Annotated in this window: 15 protein-coding genes; all 15 read left to right on the top strand. The window is 69.3% G+C overall.

From position 1 onward, the window contains the following. Positions 1–83 precede the first annotated feature (83 nt). The 15 genes from ACZ6TI_RS17865 to nuoK all read left to right on the top strand — a co-directional run bounded on the left by ACZ6TI_RS17865 (position 84) and on the right by nuoK (position 14,963). On the top strand, positions 84–1,178 hold the full coding sequence (locus ACZ6TI_RS17865; protein WP_465346155.1) for an LPXTG cell wall anchor domain-containing protein: 1,095 nt from the start codon (positions 84–86) through the stop codon (positions 1,176–1,178). A gap of 275 nt (positions 1,179–1,453) precedes the next feature. After that, complete coding sequence (locus ACZ6TI_RS17860; RefSeq protein ID WP_465346154.1) at positions 1,454–2,176, top strand: demethylmenaquinone methyltransferase; 723 nt, start codon at positions 1,454–1,456, stop codon at positions 2,174–2,176. Positions 2,177–2,229: 53 nt separating this feature from the next. After that, a complete protein-coding gene (locus tag ACZ6TI_RS17855; protein ID WP_465346153.1) occupies positions 2,230–2,487 on the top strand; it encodes a hypothetical protein in 258 nt (85 codons plus the stop codon). 109 nt (positions 2,488–2,596) lie between these two features. Beyond that, positions 2,597–3,886 (top strand): geranylgeranyl reductase family protein, encoded by a 1,290-nt coding sequence (locus tag ACZ6TI_RS17850; protein WP_465346152.1) that lies wholly within the window; start codon positions 2,597–2,599, stop codon positions 3,884–3,886. A gap of 82 nt (positions 3,887–3,968) precedes the next feature. Then, entirely contained in the window at positions 3,969–4,334 is a 366-nt protein-coding gene (locus tag ACZ6TI_RS17845) for an NADH-quinone oxidoreductase subunit A (RefSeq protein ID WP_364295106.1), read from the top strand. Positions 4,335–4,340: 6 nt separating this feature from the next. Then, positions 4,341–5,012, top strand: a complete 672-nt coding sequence (locus ACZ6TI_RS17840) for a NuoB/complex I 20 kDa subunit family protein (protein ID WP_465346151.1) — start codon at positions 4,341–4,343, stop codon at positions 5,010–5,012. Continuing rightward, positions 5,009–5,737 (top strand): NADH-quinone oxidoreductase subunit C, encoded by a 729-nt coding sequence (locus tag ACZ6TI_RS17835; protein ID WP_465346150.1) that lies wholly within the window; start codon positions 5,009–5,011, stop codon positions 5,735–5,737. The genes ACZ6TI_RS17840 and ACZ6TI_RS17835 overlap by 4 nt, the downstream gene beginning before the upstream one ends. Beyond that, complete coding sequence (locus tag ACZ6TI_RS17830) at positions 5,734–7,059, top strand: NADH-quinone oxidoreductase subunit D (RefSeq protein ID WP_465346149.1); 1,326 nt, start codon at positions 5,734–5,736, stop codon at positions 7,057–7,059. Before ACZ6TI_RS17835 ends, ACZ6TI_RS17830 begins: the two co-directional genes overlap by 4 nt. Next, positions 7,060–8,145, top strand: a complete 1,086-nt coding sequence (gene nuoE / locus ACZ6TI_RS17825; protein WP_465346148.1) for an NADH-quinone oxidoreductase subunit NuoE — start codon at positions 7,060–7,062, stop codon at positions 8,143–8,145. Further along, entirely contained in the window at positions 8,142–9,458 is a 1,317-nt protein-coding gene (nuoF, locus tag ACZ6TI_RS17820) for an NADH-quinone oxidoreductase subunit NuoF (RefSeq protein ID WP_465346147.1), read from the top strand. Before nuoE ends, nuoF begins: the two co-directional genes overlap by 4 nt. Beyond that, positions 9,458–11,935 carry an NADH-quinone oxidoreductase subunit G gene (locus ACZ6TI_RS17815; RefSeq protein ID WP_465346146.1) on the top strand — a complete coding sequence of 826 codons (2,478 nt, stop codon included), beginning with the start codon at positions 9,458–9,460 and terminating at the stop codon, positions 11,933–11,935. The genes nuoF and ACZ6TI_RS17815 overlap by 1 nt, the downstream gene beginning before the upstream one ends. Then, complete coding sequence (nuoH, locus tag ACZ6TI_RS17810) at positions 11,932–13,299, top strand: NADH-quinone oxidoreductase subunit NuoH (protein WP_465346145.1); 1,368 nt, start codon at positions 11,932–11,934, stop codon at positions 13,297–13,299. The genes ACZ6TI_RS17815 and nuoH overlap by 4 nt, the downstream gene beginning before the upstream one ends. Position 13,300: 1 nt before the next feature. Then, positions 13,301–13,897: an NADH-quinone oxidoreductase subunit NuoI gene (gene nuoI / locus ACZ6TI_RS17805; RefSeq protein WP_465346144.1), complete on the top strand. Its 597-nt coding sequence runs from the start codon at positions 13,301–13,303 to the stop codon at positions 13,895–13,897. Next, positions 13,894–14,667, top strand: coding sequence for an NADH-quinone oxidoreductase subunit J (locus ACZ6TI_RS17800; protein ID WP_465346143.1), 774 nt, complete (start codon positions 13,894–13,896; stop codon positions 14,665–14,667). The genes nuoI and ACZ6TI_RS17800 overlap by 4 nt, the downstream gene beginning before the upstream one ends. Beyond that, a complete protein-coding gene (gene nuoK / locus ACZ6TI_RS17795) occupies positions 14,664–14,963 on the top strand; it encodes an NADH-quinone oxidoreductase subunit NuoK (protein WP_465346142.1) in 300 nt (99 codons plus the stop codon). The genes ACZ6TI_RS17800 and nuoK overlap by 4 nt, the downstream gene beginning before the upstream one ends. The last annotated feature ends 11 nt before the right edge of the window (positions 14,964–14,974 follow it).

Here is a 14,974-nt window from a genome sequence, read left to right as displayed (position 1 = left end):
CCGCTCCGCGTCATCTGAACAACCGAACCGGCCCGGCGCTCCACACGGAGTGCCGGGCCGCTCGCGTCGAGAGGATCATGATCATGCGTGGCCCGACTCAGGGCGTCGTCACGGCGTTTCTGGCAGTGAGCACCGCCCTCCTCACCATCGCGCCGGCTCAAGCCGCGCCCGCGGAGGAGAACAAGACCAAGGTTGAGATCTCCAGCAGCACCGTCGCCGTCGGCGCCGGCTACAAGGAGATCACCTTCACCGTCACCAACCTGGGCGACGAGCCGCTGGCCGAGCCGGTCCTCGCCTTCGACCGCGACTCGTGGGACACCGACCAGGTCACCTTCGAGTTCGACGGGCCCTGTGCGAGCGGCGCCGACACTGTGGAGTGCGAGCTGAGCCCGGCTCCGCTGCCACCGGGCCGGACAGCCGAGCTCGTCGTGGGCCTCGAGGTCGGTGCGGCGGCGACTCCGGGACCGGCCGGCACGCTGGTTGTGCACACCCGCCACCAGGGCGGCGACGACGAAGCCTTCGAATTCCCGCTGACCGTCTCGGGCGAGCAGGGCCCGGATCTGTTCATCCGCGCGTCCGACGTCCCGAGCCGAGGCACTGTCGAGCCGGGTGCGGGGGCCCAGGCCTGGTATGTCTTCGGCAACCACGGTGACGTTCCGGTCAAGAACGTCGAGGTGACGATCAACCTGCCCGAGGGCGCCCTGGTGGACACGTTCTCGATCATCGAGTCCCCGCCGCTGTTCCAATACTGCTTCGCCGGGCCGGTCACCCGGACCGCGGTCTGCGATTTCCCCAACAACGTGTTCGCGCCGCACTCGGGTGCGACGGCGTACTTCCCGATCATCGTGGACAAGGACGCCAAGCACGGGGTGGACCTGACCGGGTCGATGACGGTCACCGGCCAGGTCGCGACGGAGGAGGAGCTGGCCGCCTCGCAGCGCGCCCGGAAGGCTTCCCTCGCGCCGGTGCCGGAGATCGACGACGCGGACAACACCGACGAGTTCCAGATCCTGGTGGCGCCGAAGAAGCCCGACACCACCCCGCCGACCGGCGGTGGCGGTGGCGGGCCGGGTCTGCCGGTTACCGGGCCGGTGGCGGCATCGGCGGCGGGGATCGGCGTGGGCTTCCTGATGTTGGGCGGGCTGCTGGTGTTCGCGAGCCGCCGGCGGCGTGTTTGAGGGGGTCGAGTGGCCCGTACAGCCGGGTGGGTCAGCCGTTCAGACAGGCCGGGTTCGCCGGGTCGGTGAGGGGCGGATTGCTCCTTCGTAACGAGCCGGGTGTCCGTCTGTACCGGGCCGTTTCAGCTGGATATGTTGCTGCCGTAAGACCTAGTGATGCCTATCGCCGCCGGTTGCCATCAACCACGGGGGCGACTTTTGGACCCGACCGATGGCGGTCGTATATATAACGCAACAAAGCACGGGCGAGATGGGCGACCATCTCGCCCGTTCTCATGTCCCGGCCTGGCACAGTTAGGCGCGTGACGCGCGCAGATCTGGACAAGCAACCGCACGAGGTCGCCGAGATGTTCGACGGCGTGGCCCAACGATACGACCTGACGAACACGGTCCTGTCGTTCGGGCAGGACCGGGGCTGGCGGCGGGCGACCCGGGCGGCGCTCGCGCTGCGGCCGGGCGAGCGGGTGCTCGACGTCGGGGCCGGCACCGGCGTCTCCACCGAGGAACTCGTCCGCTCCGGCGCCTGGGCGGTGGGCGCCGATCTGTCCACCGGCATGCTGGCGGTCGGCCGGCGCAGTGGGCGCACGGTGCCGCTGGTGGCCGGCGACGCGCTCCGGCTGCCGTTCCCGGACGACGTCTTCGACGCGGTCACCATCTCCTTCGCGCTGCGCAACGTGGTGGACACCGGCGCGGCGCTGCGCGAGCTGGGCCGGGTCACGCGCAAGGGCGGCCGCCTGGTGGTCTGCGAGTTCAGCCATCCCACCAACCCGATGTTCAGCCGGGTCTACCTGAACTATCTGATGCGCTCGCTGCCGGCCGTCGCGCGCGGGGTGAGCAGCAATCCCGATGCGTACGTCTATCTGGCGGAATCGATCCGCGCCTGGCCGGACCAGCAGGGTCTGTCGGCGCGGATCGCCGAGTCCGGGCCGTGGGACCGGGTGGGCTGGCGCAACCTGACCGGCGGCGTGGTCGCGCTGCACCGCGCGACCAAGGTATGAAAACCCGCGAAACCGCCTAAACGGCCTCAACCGCGTGCTTAGCGTACGAAGGTATGCGGACACTCGGGAACATCGAAGACACCGACATCGACATCGCGATCGACGACCGTGATGAGGGTGAGCGCCGTGCGCTGGAGCTCGCCAACCGCATCAGGCTGGTCGCGGCCGAGGATCCGGGCTTAGCCCAGGACCTGGTGGATCAGCTGATCGTCGCGCTTGATCGGGCAATGGGCGGTACGTTTCGGAAACACCTGGACGGAGCCGCCCGGCATGTCGCAGACCGGGCGTTGGGGAACGGGATAACGGCCTGACGCCCGGTTAGGGTCGCCTAACCGGCAAGCGTTTCGATGGCCGTCCTAGACTCCGACTGGGCTGGCTTGTGAAGTGTTTCACGAGCCCGCGCGAGACGGAGGTGAGGCCGTGAACGAGCAGCTTACGACGATCGCTGACGAGGCCGACGTGATCGTGGTCGGCGCCGGACCGGGCGGATCCGCCGCGGCGTATCACATGGCTCGGCACGGCCTCCGGGTCCTTCTGCTGGAGAAGACCGAGTTTCCCCGCGAGAAGGTGTGCGGCGACGGTCTCACCCCGCGGGCGACCCGGCAGCTGATCCGGATGGGTGTGGACACCTCGGAAAAGGCCGGCTGGCTGCAAAATCGTGGCCTGCGGGTGATCGGCGGCGGTGTCCGGCTCGAGCTGGACTGGCCCGAGCTGGCGAGTTTCCCCAGCTACGGCCTGGTCCGCACGCGCCTGGACTTCGACGACATGCTGGCTCGGCGCGCGGTCGAGGCCGGCGCCCTGCTGCGCACCAACGTGACCGTCACCGGCCCGGTCCTCGACGAGGACGGCCGGGCGATCGGCGTGACCGCCAAGGCCGGTCCCGGCAAGGAACCCGTCGAGTATCGCGCGCCGCTGGTGGTGGCCGCGGACGGCGTGTCCGGCAAGCTGCCGCTCGCGATGGGCCTGACCAAGCGCGACGACCGGCCGATCGGTGTGGCCGTGCGACGTTATTACCACTCGCCGGCCCGGGCCGACGACGACTACCTGGAGTCCTGGCTGGAGCTGCGCAGCGCGCAGGACCCCAACCGGCTGCTCCCGGGGTACGGCTGGATCTTCGGGCTGGGCGACGGCCGGGCCAATGTGGGCCTGGGCATCCTCAACTCGTCCAGCGCGTTCGGCAAGACCAACTACCGGGCGATGCTCACCGACTGGCTGGCGACGACGCCGGCCGACTGGGGCATGCGCGACGAGGAGAACGCGGCTGGCCCGATCCTGGGCGCGGCGCTGCCGATGGGCTTCAACCGGGTGCCGCACTACACGCGCGGCGTGCTGCTGGTCGGCGACTCGGGCGGCATGGTCAACCCGATGAACGGCGAGGGCATCGCCTATGCGATGGAGTCCGGCGAGCTGGCCGCCGAGGTGGCGGTGCAGGCGCTGGCCCGGCCGGCGGGCGCCGACCGGGAGCGGGCACTGCAGGCCTATCCCGCGGAGTTGAAGCTGCGTTTCGGCGGGTACTACCGCCTCGGTGGCGTGTTCGTGAAGTTGATCGGCAACCCGCAGATCATGCGGATCGCCACCAAGCACGGCATGCCGCACCCGACCCTGATGAGATTCGTCCTGAAGCTGCTTGCCAATCTGACCGACCCGCGTGGCGGGGACGCGATGGACCGCGTGATCAACGGTCTGACCAAGGTGGCGCCCGCGGTATGAGCGCTCCGCAGGACACCCCGGTAAACCTCTGGTCAACTTGGATCAATACTGTGATCTGGGTGACAGTCGAGCAGGAGAGAGCATGACGATCAATCCGTACGTCCCGATCGTCGGGCTGCTGATTCTCGGCGCGTTGTTCGCGTTGTTCTCCGTGTCGATCGCGCCGATCGTGGGCCCGAAGCGTTACAACCGGGCCAAGCTGGACGCATATGAGTGCGGCATCGAGCCCGCGCCGCAGCCGATCGGTGGCGGCCGCTTCCCGGTCAAGTTCTATCTGACCGCGATGCTCTTCATCATCTTCGACATCGAAACCATCTTCCTCTACCCGTGGGCAGTGTCCTTCGAGGCGCTGGGCGTCTTCGGGTTCGTCGAGATGGTCCTCTTCATCGTCACCGTCTTCATCGCCTACACATATGTGTGGCGGCGTGGCGGCCTCAACTGGGACTGATGTGCCATGGGAATCGAAGAGAAACTTCCTAGCGGGATTCTGCTGACCTCGGTCGAGAAGCTCTCCAACTGGGCGCGTAAGTCGTCGTTCTGGGGCGCCACGTTCGGCCTGGCCTGCTGCGCGATCGAGATGATGGCGGCCGGTGGACCGCACTACGACCTGGGCCGTTGGGGCATGGAGGTCTTCCGCGCCTCGCCCCGCCAGGCCGACCTGATGATCGTGGCCGGCCGGGTGAGCCAGAAGATGGCGCCCGTCGTCCGGCAGATCTACGACCAGATGCCGGAGCCCCGCTCGGTGATCTCGATGGGCGTCTGCGCGTCGTCCGGCGGCATGTTCAACAACTACGCGATCGTGCAGGGCGTGGACCACATCGTGCCGGTGGACATCTACCTGCCCGGCTGCCCGCCCCGGCCGGAGATGCTGATCGACGCGATCCTCAAGATGCGCGAAAAGGTGATGGCCGCGCCGCTCGGCCCGAACGGCATCAAGATGCTCGAGGCGCGCCGGGCCGCGGGCAAGCTGCCGATCGTGGCGCCGGGCGCGATGCCGTCGTCCTACCGGGCCGACAAGACCCGTCGCGCCGAGTGGACGCAGGCCGTCAAGGAAGGGCGCGAGGAGCAGCTGCGCATCGAGAACTGGATGAAGCTGCAGCCGCACATGCGGGAGGACGGTAAGTGAGCATCGAGCCCAACGCCAACGCCACCGGTGGCGTGCCGGTCAACGCGCAGCCGACCGGCGCCGACCTGGACGCGCCGGCGCAGAGCCCGGCCAGTCCGGAAAAGGGCATGTTCGGCATCACCGGCAGCGGCGACGTCTCCGGCTTCGGCGGCCTGGTCCGCAAGCGGCCCGAGGTGGTCGGCACGCCGAAGCCGTACGGCGACTACTTCGACGAGGTCACCGACGCGCTGGAGGAGGCCTACCCGGGCTTCGCCGACGCGGTGGAGAAGGTGGTCGTCGACCGCGGCGAGCTGACCCTGCACATCGTGCCGGAGAAGATCGCCGAGGTCGCCCAGATCATGCGGGACGACGAGTCGCTGCGCTTCGAGCTGTGCTCGTCGGTGTCCGGGGTGGACTACCTGGCCTCGGACGCCCGCCGCCTGCACGTGGTCTACCAACTGACCTCGATGACCTACCGGCGGCGGGTCCGCCTGGAGGTCTCCGTCCCGGCCGGGGTCCCCGTGCCGAGCGTGACCGGCGTCTACCCCACTGCCGACTGGCAGGAGCGGGAGGCGTACGACATGTTCGGGATCGTCTTCACCGGACACCCCAACCTGACCCGGATCCTGATGCCGGACGACTGGGAAGGGTTCCCGCAGCGCAAGGACTACCCGCTCGGCGGCGTGCCCGTCGAGTACAAAGGCGCCGAAATTCCGCCGCCGGACCAGCGGAGGGTTTACCAGTGACTACCTCTGGATACGCAACCGAGCGCGAGACCACCGAGGGCCGCGTCTTCACCGTCACCGGCGGCGACTGGGAGACGGTCACCGGCAGCATCGACCCGCTGAGCAACGAGAAGATCGTCGTCAACATGGGTCCGCAGCACCCGTCGACCCACGGCGTGCTCCGGCTCGTGCTGGAGCTCGAGGGCGAGACGGTGACCGAGGTGCGTCCGGTGGTGGGCTACCTGCACACCGGCATCGAGAAGAACCTCGAGTACCGGAACTGGACGCAGGGCACCACGTTCGTGACCCGGGCGGACTACCTGGCGCCGATGTTCAACGAGGCCGGCTACTGCCTCGCGGTGGAGAAGCTGCTCGGCGTCACCGATCAGATCACCGAGCGGGCGAACACGATCCGGGTGCTCATGATGGAGCTCAACCGGATCTCGTCGCACCTGGTGTGGCTGGCCACGACGGGCATGGAGCTCGGCGCGATCTCGATGATGCTCTACGGCTTCCGCGAGCGTGAATACATCCTGGACGTCTTCGAGGAGACGTCCGGGCTGCGGATGAACCACGCGTACATCCGCCCGGGCGGGGTCGCGCAGGACATCCCGGCGTCGGCGATCCGCAAGATCCGTGACTTCTTGAAGTACATGCCCAAGAAGCTCAAGGAATACGAGGACATGCTCACCGGCCAGATCATCTGGCAGGAGCGCACGCAGGGCGTCGGGGTGCTGGACGTGACCGGCTGCCTGGCGATGGGCGTGACCGGCCCGGTGCTGCGCTCGGCCGGCCTGGCCTGGGACCTGCGCAAGACGATGCCCTACTGCGGTTATGAGACGTACGAGTTCGACGTGCCGACCGCGCAGACCGCCGACGTGTGGGGCCGCTACCAGGTGCGGATCGCCGAGATCCGCGAGTCCCTGAAGCTGGTCGAGCAGGCGCTGGACCGGCTCAAGCCCGGCCCGATCATGATCGCCGACAAGAAGATCGCCTGGCCGGCCCAGCTTGCCGTGGGCGTGGACGGCATCGGCAACTCGCTCGAGCACGTCGCCAAGATCATGGGTCAGTCGATGGAGTCGCTGATCCACCACTTCAAGCTGGTCACCGAGGGCTTCCGGGTGCCGCCCGGCCAGGTCTACGTGTCCATCGAGCACCCGCGTGGCGAGCTCGGTGTGCACGCGGTCTCGGACGGCGGCACGCACCCCTACCGCGTGCACCTGCGTGACCCCAGCTTCGTCAACCTGCAGGCCATCCCCGCGATGGCCGAGGGCGCTCTGCTCGCCGACGTGATCGCCGGCGGTGCCTCGTTGGACCCCGTGATGGGTGGGTGTGACCGATAGATGTCCGATACCACGGTGGAGTTCTCCCCCTCGGCCGCGCCGCTGGCGGAGAAGCTCCTGGAACCCGCGCTCGAGATCATCGCCCGCTTCCCCGCGGGCCGTGGCCGTTCCGCGCTGCTCCCGCTGCTGCACCTGGTGCAGACCGAGGAGGGGCACGTCAGCCCCCGCGGCGTGGCGTTCTGCGCCGAGGTCCTGGGGATCAACAAGGCTCAGGTCGGCGCGGTCGCCACGTTCTACACGATGTACAAGCGCCGGCCCACCGGTGAATACCTGGTCAGCGTCTGCACCAACACGCTGTGCAACGTGATGGGCGGCCAGGAGGTCTACGACGAACTGTCCGAGCACCTCGGTGTCGGGCACGACGAGACCACCGCCGACGGCAAGATCACGCTGGAGCACGCCGAGTGCCTGGCCGCCTGCGACTATGCGCCGGTGGTCACGGTCAACTACGACTTCGCGCTCGACGAGGCCACCCCGCAGGGCACCATCGGCATGGTCGAGCAGCTGCGCAACGGCGAGCGGCCGACGCTCGGCCGCGGCGCCCGGATCTGCTCGCTCAAGGAGATGCAGGTGCAGCTCGCCGGTTTCGCCGACGAGCGCGACGGCGCGGTGGCCGACGGACCGGCCGGTGCGCCGACGCTGCGCGGCGTGACGCTGGCCCAGCAGCACGGCATCGCGGTGGCCGACTTCAACCTGGACAGCCCGATCACCAGGACCAAGGACGCCCGCGACGACTCGGCCAAGGCGGTCAGGGACGCCGAGCCGGCGGTCTCGCCGATCGCGCCCGACCGGGTGCCGAAGAAGCGGACCGCGGCCAAGCCGGCCGAAGGCCCGGTCAAGCGCGCTGTCAAGAAGGCGGCCGGCGCGGTCAAGGCCGCCGCCTCGACCGTCAAGACGGGTGACGGCAACGACGCCAAGGACCCCGAGGTGCGCACGGCGGAGGAGCGGCACGGCCCCGACGCCAAGTCAGCCGAGAAGACGCCGGACACTCGGGCGGTCCCGGGTGAGAACGCCCCCGCGAGCGACGGCAAGCCGGCCGGCGACGCCCGGCCCGCCGCCGCGTCCGACGTCGAGGAGAAGAAGTGACCCAGCCACGGCGTGAGGTGCTCCAGAAGCTGACCCCGGTGCTGACCAAGCGCTGGCTGTCGCCGGACGCCTGGAAGATGGACGTGTACGAGCGCCTGGACGGTTACGCCGCCCTGAAGAAGGCGCTGGACGTGCACCCCGACGATCTGATCCAGCTGATCAAGGACTCCGGTCTGCGCGGCCGTGGCGGTGCCGGCTTCCCGACCGGTCTCAAGTGGGGCTTCATCCCGCAGGGCGACGGCAAGCCGCACTACCTGGTGATCAACGCCGACGAGGGCGAGCCGGGCACGTGCAAGGACCTGCCGCTGATGACCTACGACCCGCACTCGCTGATCGAGGGCGCGATCATCGCGTCCTACGCGATCCGGGCCAGCCGCGCCTTCATCTACATCCGCGGCGAGGCGGTGCACGCCGCGCGCCGGCTGCGCCACGCGGTCGACGAGGCCTACCGCAAGGGCTACCTGGGCGAGAACATCCTGGGTTCGGGCTTCGACCTGGACCTCGTGGTGCACAGCGGCGCGGGCGCATACATCTGCGGCGAGGAGACGGCGCTGCTCGACTCGCTCGAGGGCTTCCGCGGCCAGCCCCGGCTGCGCCCGCCGTTCCCCGCGATCGCCGGCCTCTATGCCAGCCCGACGGTGGTCAACAACGTCGGCACCATCGCGAGCGTGCCGTACATCGTGCTGGGCGGCGCGAACTGGTGGAAGAGCATGGGCACGGAGAAGTCGTCCGGCCCGATGATCTATTCGCTGTCCGGCCGGATCGCCAACCCGGGGCAATACGAGTGCGGCCTCGGCATCACGCTGCGCGAGCTGATCGAGCTGGCCGGCGGCATGAAGCCCGGGCACGAGCTGAAGTTCTGGACCCCGGGCGGCTCGTCCACGCCGCTGCTCACCGCCGAGCACATCGACACCCCGATGGACTTCGAGGGGGTCGCCGCCGCCGGGTCCATCCTGGGCACCACGGCCATGCAGATCTTCTCCGACAAGGACTGTCCGGTGTACGCGACCTGGCGGTGGCTGGAGTTCTACCACCACGAGTCGTGTGGCAAGTGCACCCCGTGCCGCGAGGGCAACTACTGGATGGTGCGCACGTACCGCCGGATCCTCTCCGGCCAGGGCACCGTGGGTGACCTGGACACTCTGCAGGACACCGCGGACAACATCTTCGGCCGTTCGTTCTGCGGCCTCGGCGACGGCGCGGCCACCCCGGTGGTGTCCACGCTCAAGTTCTTCCGCCAGGAGTACCTGGACTACATCGAGGGCCGGACTCCTCCGCGGTTGTCGGAGAAGGCCCTGGTAGGAGCGCACTGATGACCGACGTGGCGAAGAAGACCGACACCGTCACCTTGACGATCGACGGGGTTCAGGTCGAGGCCGAGAAGGGCGAGCTGGTCATCCGCGTCGCCGAGCGGATGGGCACCGCGATCCCGCGGTTCTGCGATCACCCGCTGCTGGCTCCGGCCGGCGCCTGCCGGCAGTGCCTGGTCGAGGTGGAGGGCCAGCGCAAGCCGGTCGCCTCCTGCACCCAGGCGGTGGCCGAGGGCATGGTGGTCAAGACCCAGCTCACGTCCGAGGTGGCCGACAAGGCGCAGCACGGCGTGATGGAGCTGCTGCTGGCCAACCACCCGCTGGACTGCCCGACCTGCGACAAGGGCGGCGAGTGCCCGCTGCAGAACCAGGCGATGTCGAACGGCCGTGCCGAGTCGCGGTTCCACGAGCACAAGCGCGAGTACGAGAAGCCGATCCACATCTCCAGCCAGGTGCTGCTGGACCGCGAGCGGTGCATCCTCTGCCAGCGCTGCACCCGGTTCTCCGAGGAGATCGCCGGGGACAAGTTCATCGACCTGATGGACCGCTCGTCCGGCGAGCAGATCAACGTCTACCGCGACGACTTCTTCGGCGGCGAGCTGACCGGTGACGGCCAGGTCGGCGACGGCGAGGGCGACGTCGCGTTCAACTCGTACTTCTCCGGCAACACCATCCAGATCTGCCCGGTCGGCGCGCTCACCGGCGAGCAATACCGGTTCCGCGCGCGCCCGTTCGACCTGGTCTCCTCGCCGAGCGTCTGCGAGCACTGCGCGGGCGGCTGCGCGAGCCGGGTCGACCACCGGCGCGGCAAGGTGCTGCGGCGGCTTGCCGGCGACGACCCGGAGGTGAACGAGGAGTGGAACTGCGACAAGGGCCGCTGGGCCTTCCGCTACGCCACCGCGTTCGACCGGATCACCGAGCCGCTGGTCCGCGACCAGGCCACCGGCGAGCTGCGGGTGGCGTCCTGGAGTGAGGCGCTGCTGGCCGCGGCCGAGGGGCTGCAGGCGGCGAAGGGCACGGGCGTCGGCGTGCTGACCGGCGGCCGGCTCACCGTCGAGGACGCGTACGCGTACGCGAAGTTCGCCCGGGTCGCGCTCGGCACCAACGACATCGACTTCCGGGCCCGCCCGCACACCGCCGAGGAGGCCGACTTCCTGGCCTCGTCGGTCGCCGGCCTGACCGACGTGACCTACGTGGACGTGGAGAACGCGACCTCCGCGGTCATCGTCGGCCTCGAGCCGGAGGAGGAGGCGGCGATCCTCTTCCTGCGCCTGCGCAAGGGCGCGCTGAAGAAGAAGCTCAAGGTCACCGCGATCGCGCCATATCTGTCCCGCGGCCTGGAGAAGATGAACGCCGCCGTGGTCAGCACGGTGCCCGGCGACGAGGCCCGGGTCCTGGAGTCGGACCAGGCGGTCGCCGCCGCCCTGGCCGCGCCGGGCGCGATCCTGATCGTCGGTGAGCGGCTCGGCACCGTCCCGGGTGGCCTCTCCGCGGCCGCCGCGCTGGCCGCTCGCACCGGCGCTCGCCTGGTGTGGGTGCCGCGCCGGGCCGGTGACCGCGGCGCGGTCGACGCGGGCTGCCTGCCCAACCTGCTGCCCGGCGGTCGCCCGGTGACCGACGCGGCCGCCCGAGCCGAGCTCTCCGCAGCGTGGCAGCTGGGCAGCGGCCTGCTGCCCACCTCGGCCGGCCGGGACGGCGACGCGATCCTGCGCGCCGCGAAGGACGGCTCGCTGGGCGGTCTGCTGGTGGCCGGGGTGGACCCGTCCGACCTGGCCGACCCGCGCCTGGCCGACGCCGCCCTCGACGCCGTGCCGTTCCTGGTCAGCCTGGAGCTGCGGCAGAGCGCGGTGACCCGGCGCGCCGACGTGGTGCTGCCGATCGCCCCGGCGGTCGAGAAGTCCGGCACCTATCTGAACTGGGAAGGCCGGCTGCGCACTTTCGACACCGTGCTGCCGACCACCGCGATGACCGACGGCCGGGTGCTCGAGGCGATCGCCGCGCTGATGGACGTCACGCTGAACACCGGCGACGTCGGCGCGATCCGCCGCGAGCTGGGTGGCATCCCGGCCGCCAAGGCGGACCGTCCGGACCTGCCCTCGGTCCAGGTGCCGGCGCTGCCCAAGCCCGGCCAGAACGAGGCCATCCTGGCCACCTGGCACCAGGGGCTGGACCTCGGTTCGCTGCAGGACGGCGACGAGGCGCTGGCCGGCACTGCCCGGCCGCCGGTCGCCCGGATCGGCAAGGACCTGGCCGATTCGCTCGGCATCGTCGACAACGACCTGATCACGGTCAGCACCGACCTGGGCAGCGTCTCGCTGCCCGCTGCGATCACGGACCTGCCCCCGCAGGTGGTATGGCTGCCCACCAACTCGCCGGGCTCGACGGTTCGCCGCAGCCTGGGCGTCAACTCGGGAGCGGTGGTCCGGCTGTCCGCCGGAGTGCCCGGCCCGATCCTCGCTGAGGGGGCTCGCGCTCAATGAAAGACGGATTCCTCGCCGCGGCACAGGACCCGACCCTCCAGACGTTCGAACAGGACGTCTGGTGGATCGTCCTGATCAAGCTGCTGGGCGTCTTCGTGATCCTGCTGCTGCTGACGCTCTTCACGATCAACTATGAGCGCAAGGTCGTGGCCCGGATGGCGGTCCGCCCGGGCCCCAACCAGGTCGGGCCCAAGGGCTGGCTGCAGAGCCTCACGGACGGCGTGAAGCTGCCGTTCAAGGAGGAGATCATCCCGAAGACCGCCGACAAGGTGGTCTACTTCATCGCGCCGGTGATCTCCGCGACGGTGGCGTTCACCGCGTTCGCGGTCATCCCGTTCGGGCCGGTCGTGTCGATGTTCGGGCACAAGACCGCGCTGCAGCTCACCGACGTGCCCGTCTCGGTGCTGGTGCTGCTGGCCTGCTCGTCGATGGCGGTCTACGGCGTGGTGCTGGCCGGTTGGGCGTCCGGCTCGACCTATCCGCTGCTCGGCGGGCTGCGGTCCAGCGCGCAGATGATCTCGTACGAGGTCGCGATGGGTCTGTCGATCGTGGCGGTGTTCATGACCGCCGGCACGATGAGCACCTCGCAGATCGTCGCGGCCCAGGCGGGCAACTCGACGGCGAGCTTCGACATCTTCGGCTGGCACCCGACCGCACCGAGCTGGTACGCGGTCCTGCTGCTGCCGAGCTTCATCATCTACTGCATCGCCGCCGTGGGTGAGACCAACCGCGCCCCGTTCGACCTGCCCGAGGCGGAGTCCGAGCTGGTCGGCGGCTTCCACACGGAGTACTCGTCGTTCAAGTTCGCGCTGTTCTTCCTGGCCGAGTACATCAACATGATCACCGTGTCGGCCTTCGCCACCACGCTCTTCCTGGGTGGCTGGCGGGCACCGGCTCCGATCACCAGCTTCTGGGAGGGCGCCAACTCCGGCTGGTGGCCGCTGGTCTGGTGGCTGGGCAAGGTGCTGCTGCTGCTCTTCGGCTTCATCTGGCTGCGGGCCACGCTGCCCCGGATGCGCTACGACCAGTTCATGCGCTTCGGCTGGAAGATCCTGATCCCGGTCAACCTGGTCTGGATCCTCTTCCTGGCCGGCGTGCGCGTCGCCAACAACGAGCTCTCCACCCGCGACCGCTGGCTGGTTATCGGCGGCGTGGTCGTCGTGGTGCTGGCCGTCGCGATGTGGTGGCCGTCCAGCCGCAAACCCCGTCAGCTGTCCATCGAGGAACAGCTGGCCGCCCGCCCACCGGGCAGCTTCCCGGTGCCCCCCATGGACCTGCAAGTGCCGCCGAGCCCGCGGGCACGGCGCGCGGTCGCCGAGCGCGCCCCCGCGACGGTCGGCGACTCATCCGAGAAGGAGGTGTGACGTGGGCACGTTCACCGGCTCCTTCAAAGGCTTCGGAGTGACCTTCGCGCACATGTTCCGCAAGGTCATCACGACCGACTACCCGTTCTCGCCGCCGACGCCCGCGCCGCGCTACCACGGCCGGCACATCCTCAACCGGCACCCGGACGGCCTGGAGAAGTGCATCGGCTGCGAGCTGTGTGCCTGGGCCTGCCCGGCGGACGCGATCTATGTCGAGGGTGGCGACAACACCGACGAGATGCGCTTCTCGCCCGGCGAGCGGTACGCGAGCATCTACCAGATCAACTACGCCCGCTGCATCTTCTGCGGGCTGTGCATCGAGGCCTGCCCGACCCGTTCGCTGACCATGAGCAACGAGTACGAGCTGGCCCGCGACAACCGCCAGGACCTGATCTTCACGAAGAAGGAACTGCTGGCCCCGCTGCTGCCCGGCATGGAGCAGCCGCCGCACCCGATGCGTCTGGGCGAGACCGACAAGGACTACTACCTCGGCGCCCTGACGAACCCGGGCACCTCGGCCGGCGCCGAACGCGCGCCGTGGGCCACGAACGAAGCGTCCGACGCGACCGGCGAGGCCGCCAAGGAGGGCGTGGGATGAGCACGACAGTCCTGGCCGCCGCCGCGGGTCAGATGTCCACCGGCGAGGCCGTCGGGTTCTGGATCCTCGGCACGCTCGCGGTGATCGGCGCGCTCGGCATGGTGATCGCCCGCAACGCGGTGCACTCCGCGCTCTGGCTGGTCGTCACCATGCTCTGCCTGGGCTTCATCTACGTGATGAACTCGGCGCCGTTCCTCGGCGCGGTGCAGATCATCGTCTACACCGGCGCGATCATGATGCTGTTCCTGTTCGTGCTGATGCTGGTCGGCCGGGACGCGTCCGACTCGCTGATCGAGACGCTGCGTGGCCAGCGGGTCGCCGCGGTCGTGCTGGGTGTCGGGTTCGCCGCCCTGATCGGCACCGGCCTGGCCCGCTCGCTGGGCGACCAGGCGGCGGTCGGCCTGACCGAGGCGAACGCCGCGGGGAACGTGCAGGGCCTCGCGGCGCTGCTGTTCACCCGCTACGTCTTCGCCTTCGAGGTCACCTCGGCGCTGCTGATCACCGCCGCGGTCGGCGCGATGGTGATGGCGCACGTCGAGCGCGTCAAGGAAGACGTGGCCGACCAGGTCACCCGGATGACCGCGCGGTTCAAGCCGGGCAACTACCCGGGCGCCAAGCCCGGCCCGGGCATCTACGCGAACACCATGTCGGTCGCGGCGCCGGCCCGGCTGCCGGACGGCAACGGGTCCGAGCGCAGCATCTCGCCGATCCTGCCGGTCCGTGAGCTGACCGCTCGCGAGGTCGCGCCCAAGGGAACGGAAAAGAAGTGACTCCTGACTATTACCTGGTGCTCGCGGCGATCCTGTTCACGATCGGCGCCGCCGGCGTCCTGATCCGCCGCAACGCCATCGTGCTGTTCATGTGCATCGAGTTGATGCTGAACGCCGCGAACCTCGCGCTGGTCACCTTCAGCCGGATCAACGGCAGCCTGGACGGCCAGATCATCTCGTTCTTCGTGATGGTGGTCGCGGCTGCCGAGGTCGTGGTGGGCCTCGCGATCATCATGTCGATCTTCCGGACGCGTCGTTCCGCGAGCGTCGACGACGCGAACCTGCTCAAGTACTAAAAGGGGCCTTG

This window comes from Actinoplanes sp. NPDC051388 (genome assembly GCF_055586225.1).
This window is presented reverse-complemented; position numbering and strand designations above follow the sequence as displayed.

What these genes read in the sequence shown, in the direction of transcription:
- ACZ6TI_RS17800 (WP_465346143.1), top strand. Translation starts at nt 13,894, where the DNA reads ATGAGCACGACAGTCCTGGCCGCCGCCGCGGGTCAGATGTCCACCGGC.
- ACZ6TI_RS17865 (WP_465346155.1), top strand. Translation starts at nt 84, where the DNA reads ATGCGTGGCCCGACTCAGGGCGTCGTCACGGCGTTTCTGGCAGTGAGC.
- ACZ6TI_RS17845 (WP_364295106.1), top strand. Translation starts at nt 3,969, where the DNA reads ATGACGATCAATCCGTACGTCCCGATCGTCGGGCTGCTGATTCTCGGC.
- ACZ6TI_RS17860 (WP_465346154.1), top strand. Translation starts at nt 1,454, where the DNA reads ATGTCCCGGCCTGGCACAGTTAGGCGCGTGACGCGCGCAGATCTGGAC.
- ACZ6TI_RS17815 (WP_465346146.1), top strand. Translation starts at nt 9,458, where the DNA reads ATGACCGACGTGGCGAAGAAGACCGACACCGTCACCTTGACGATCGAC.
- nuoE (WP_465346148.1), top strand. Translation starts at nt 7,060, where the DNA reads ATGTCCGATACCACGGTGGAGTTCTCCCCCTCGGCCGCGCCGCTGGCG.
- ACZ6TI_RS17855 (WP_465346153.1), top strand. Translation starts at nt 2,230, where the DNA reads ATGCGGACACTCGGGAACATCGAAGACACCGACATCGACATCGCGATC.
- ACZ6TI_RS17840 (WP_465346151.1), top strand. Translation starts at nt 4,341, where the DNA reads ATGGGAATCGAAGAGAAACTTCCTAGCGGGATTCTGCTGACCTCGGTC.
- nuoH (WP_465346145.1), top strand. Translation starts at nt 11,932, where the DNA reads ATGAAAGACGGATTCCTCGCCGCGGCACAGGACCCGACCCTCCAGACG.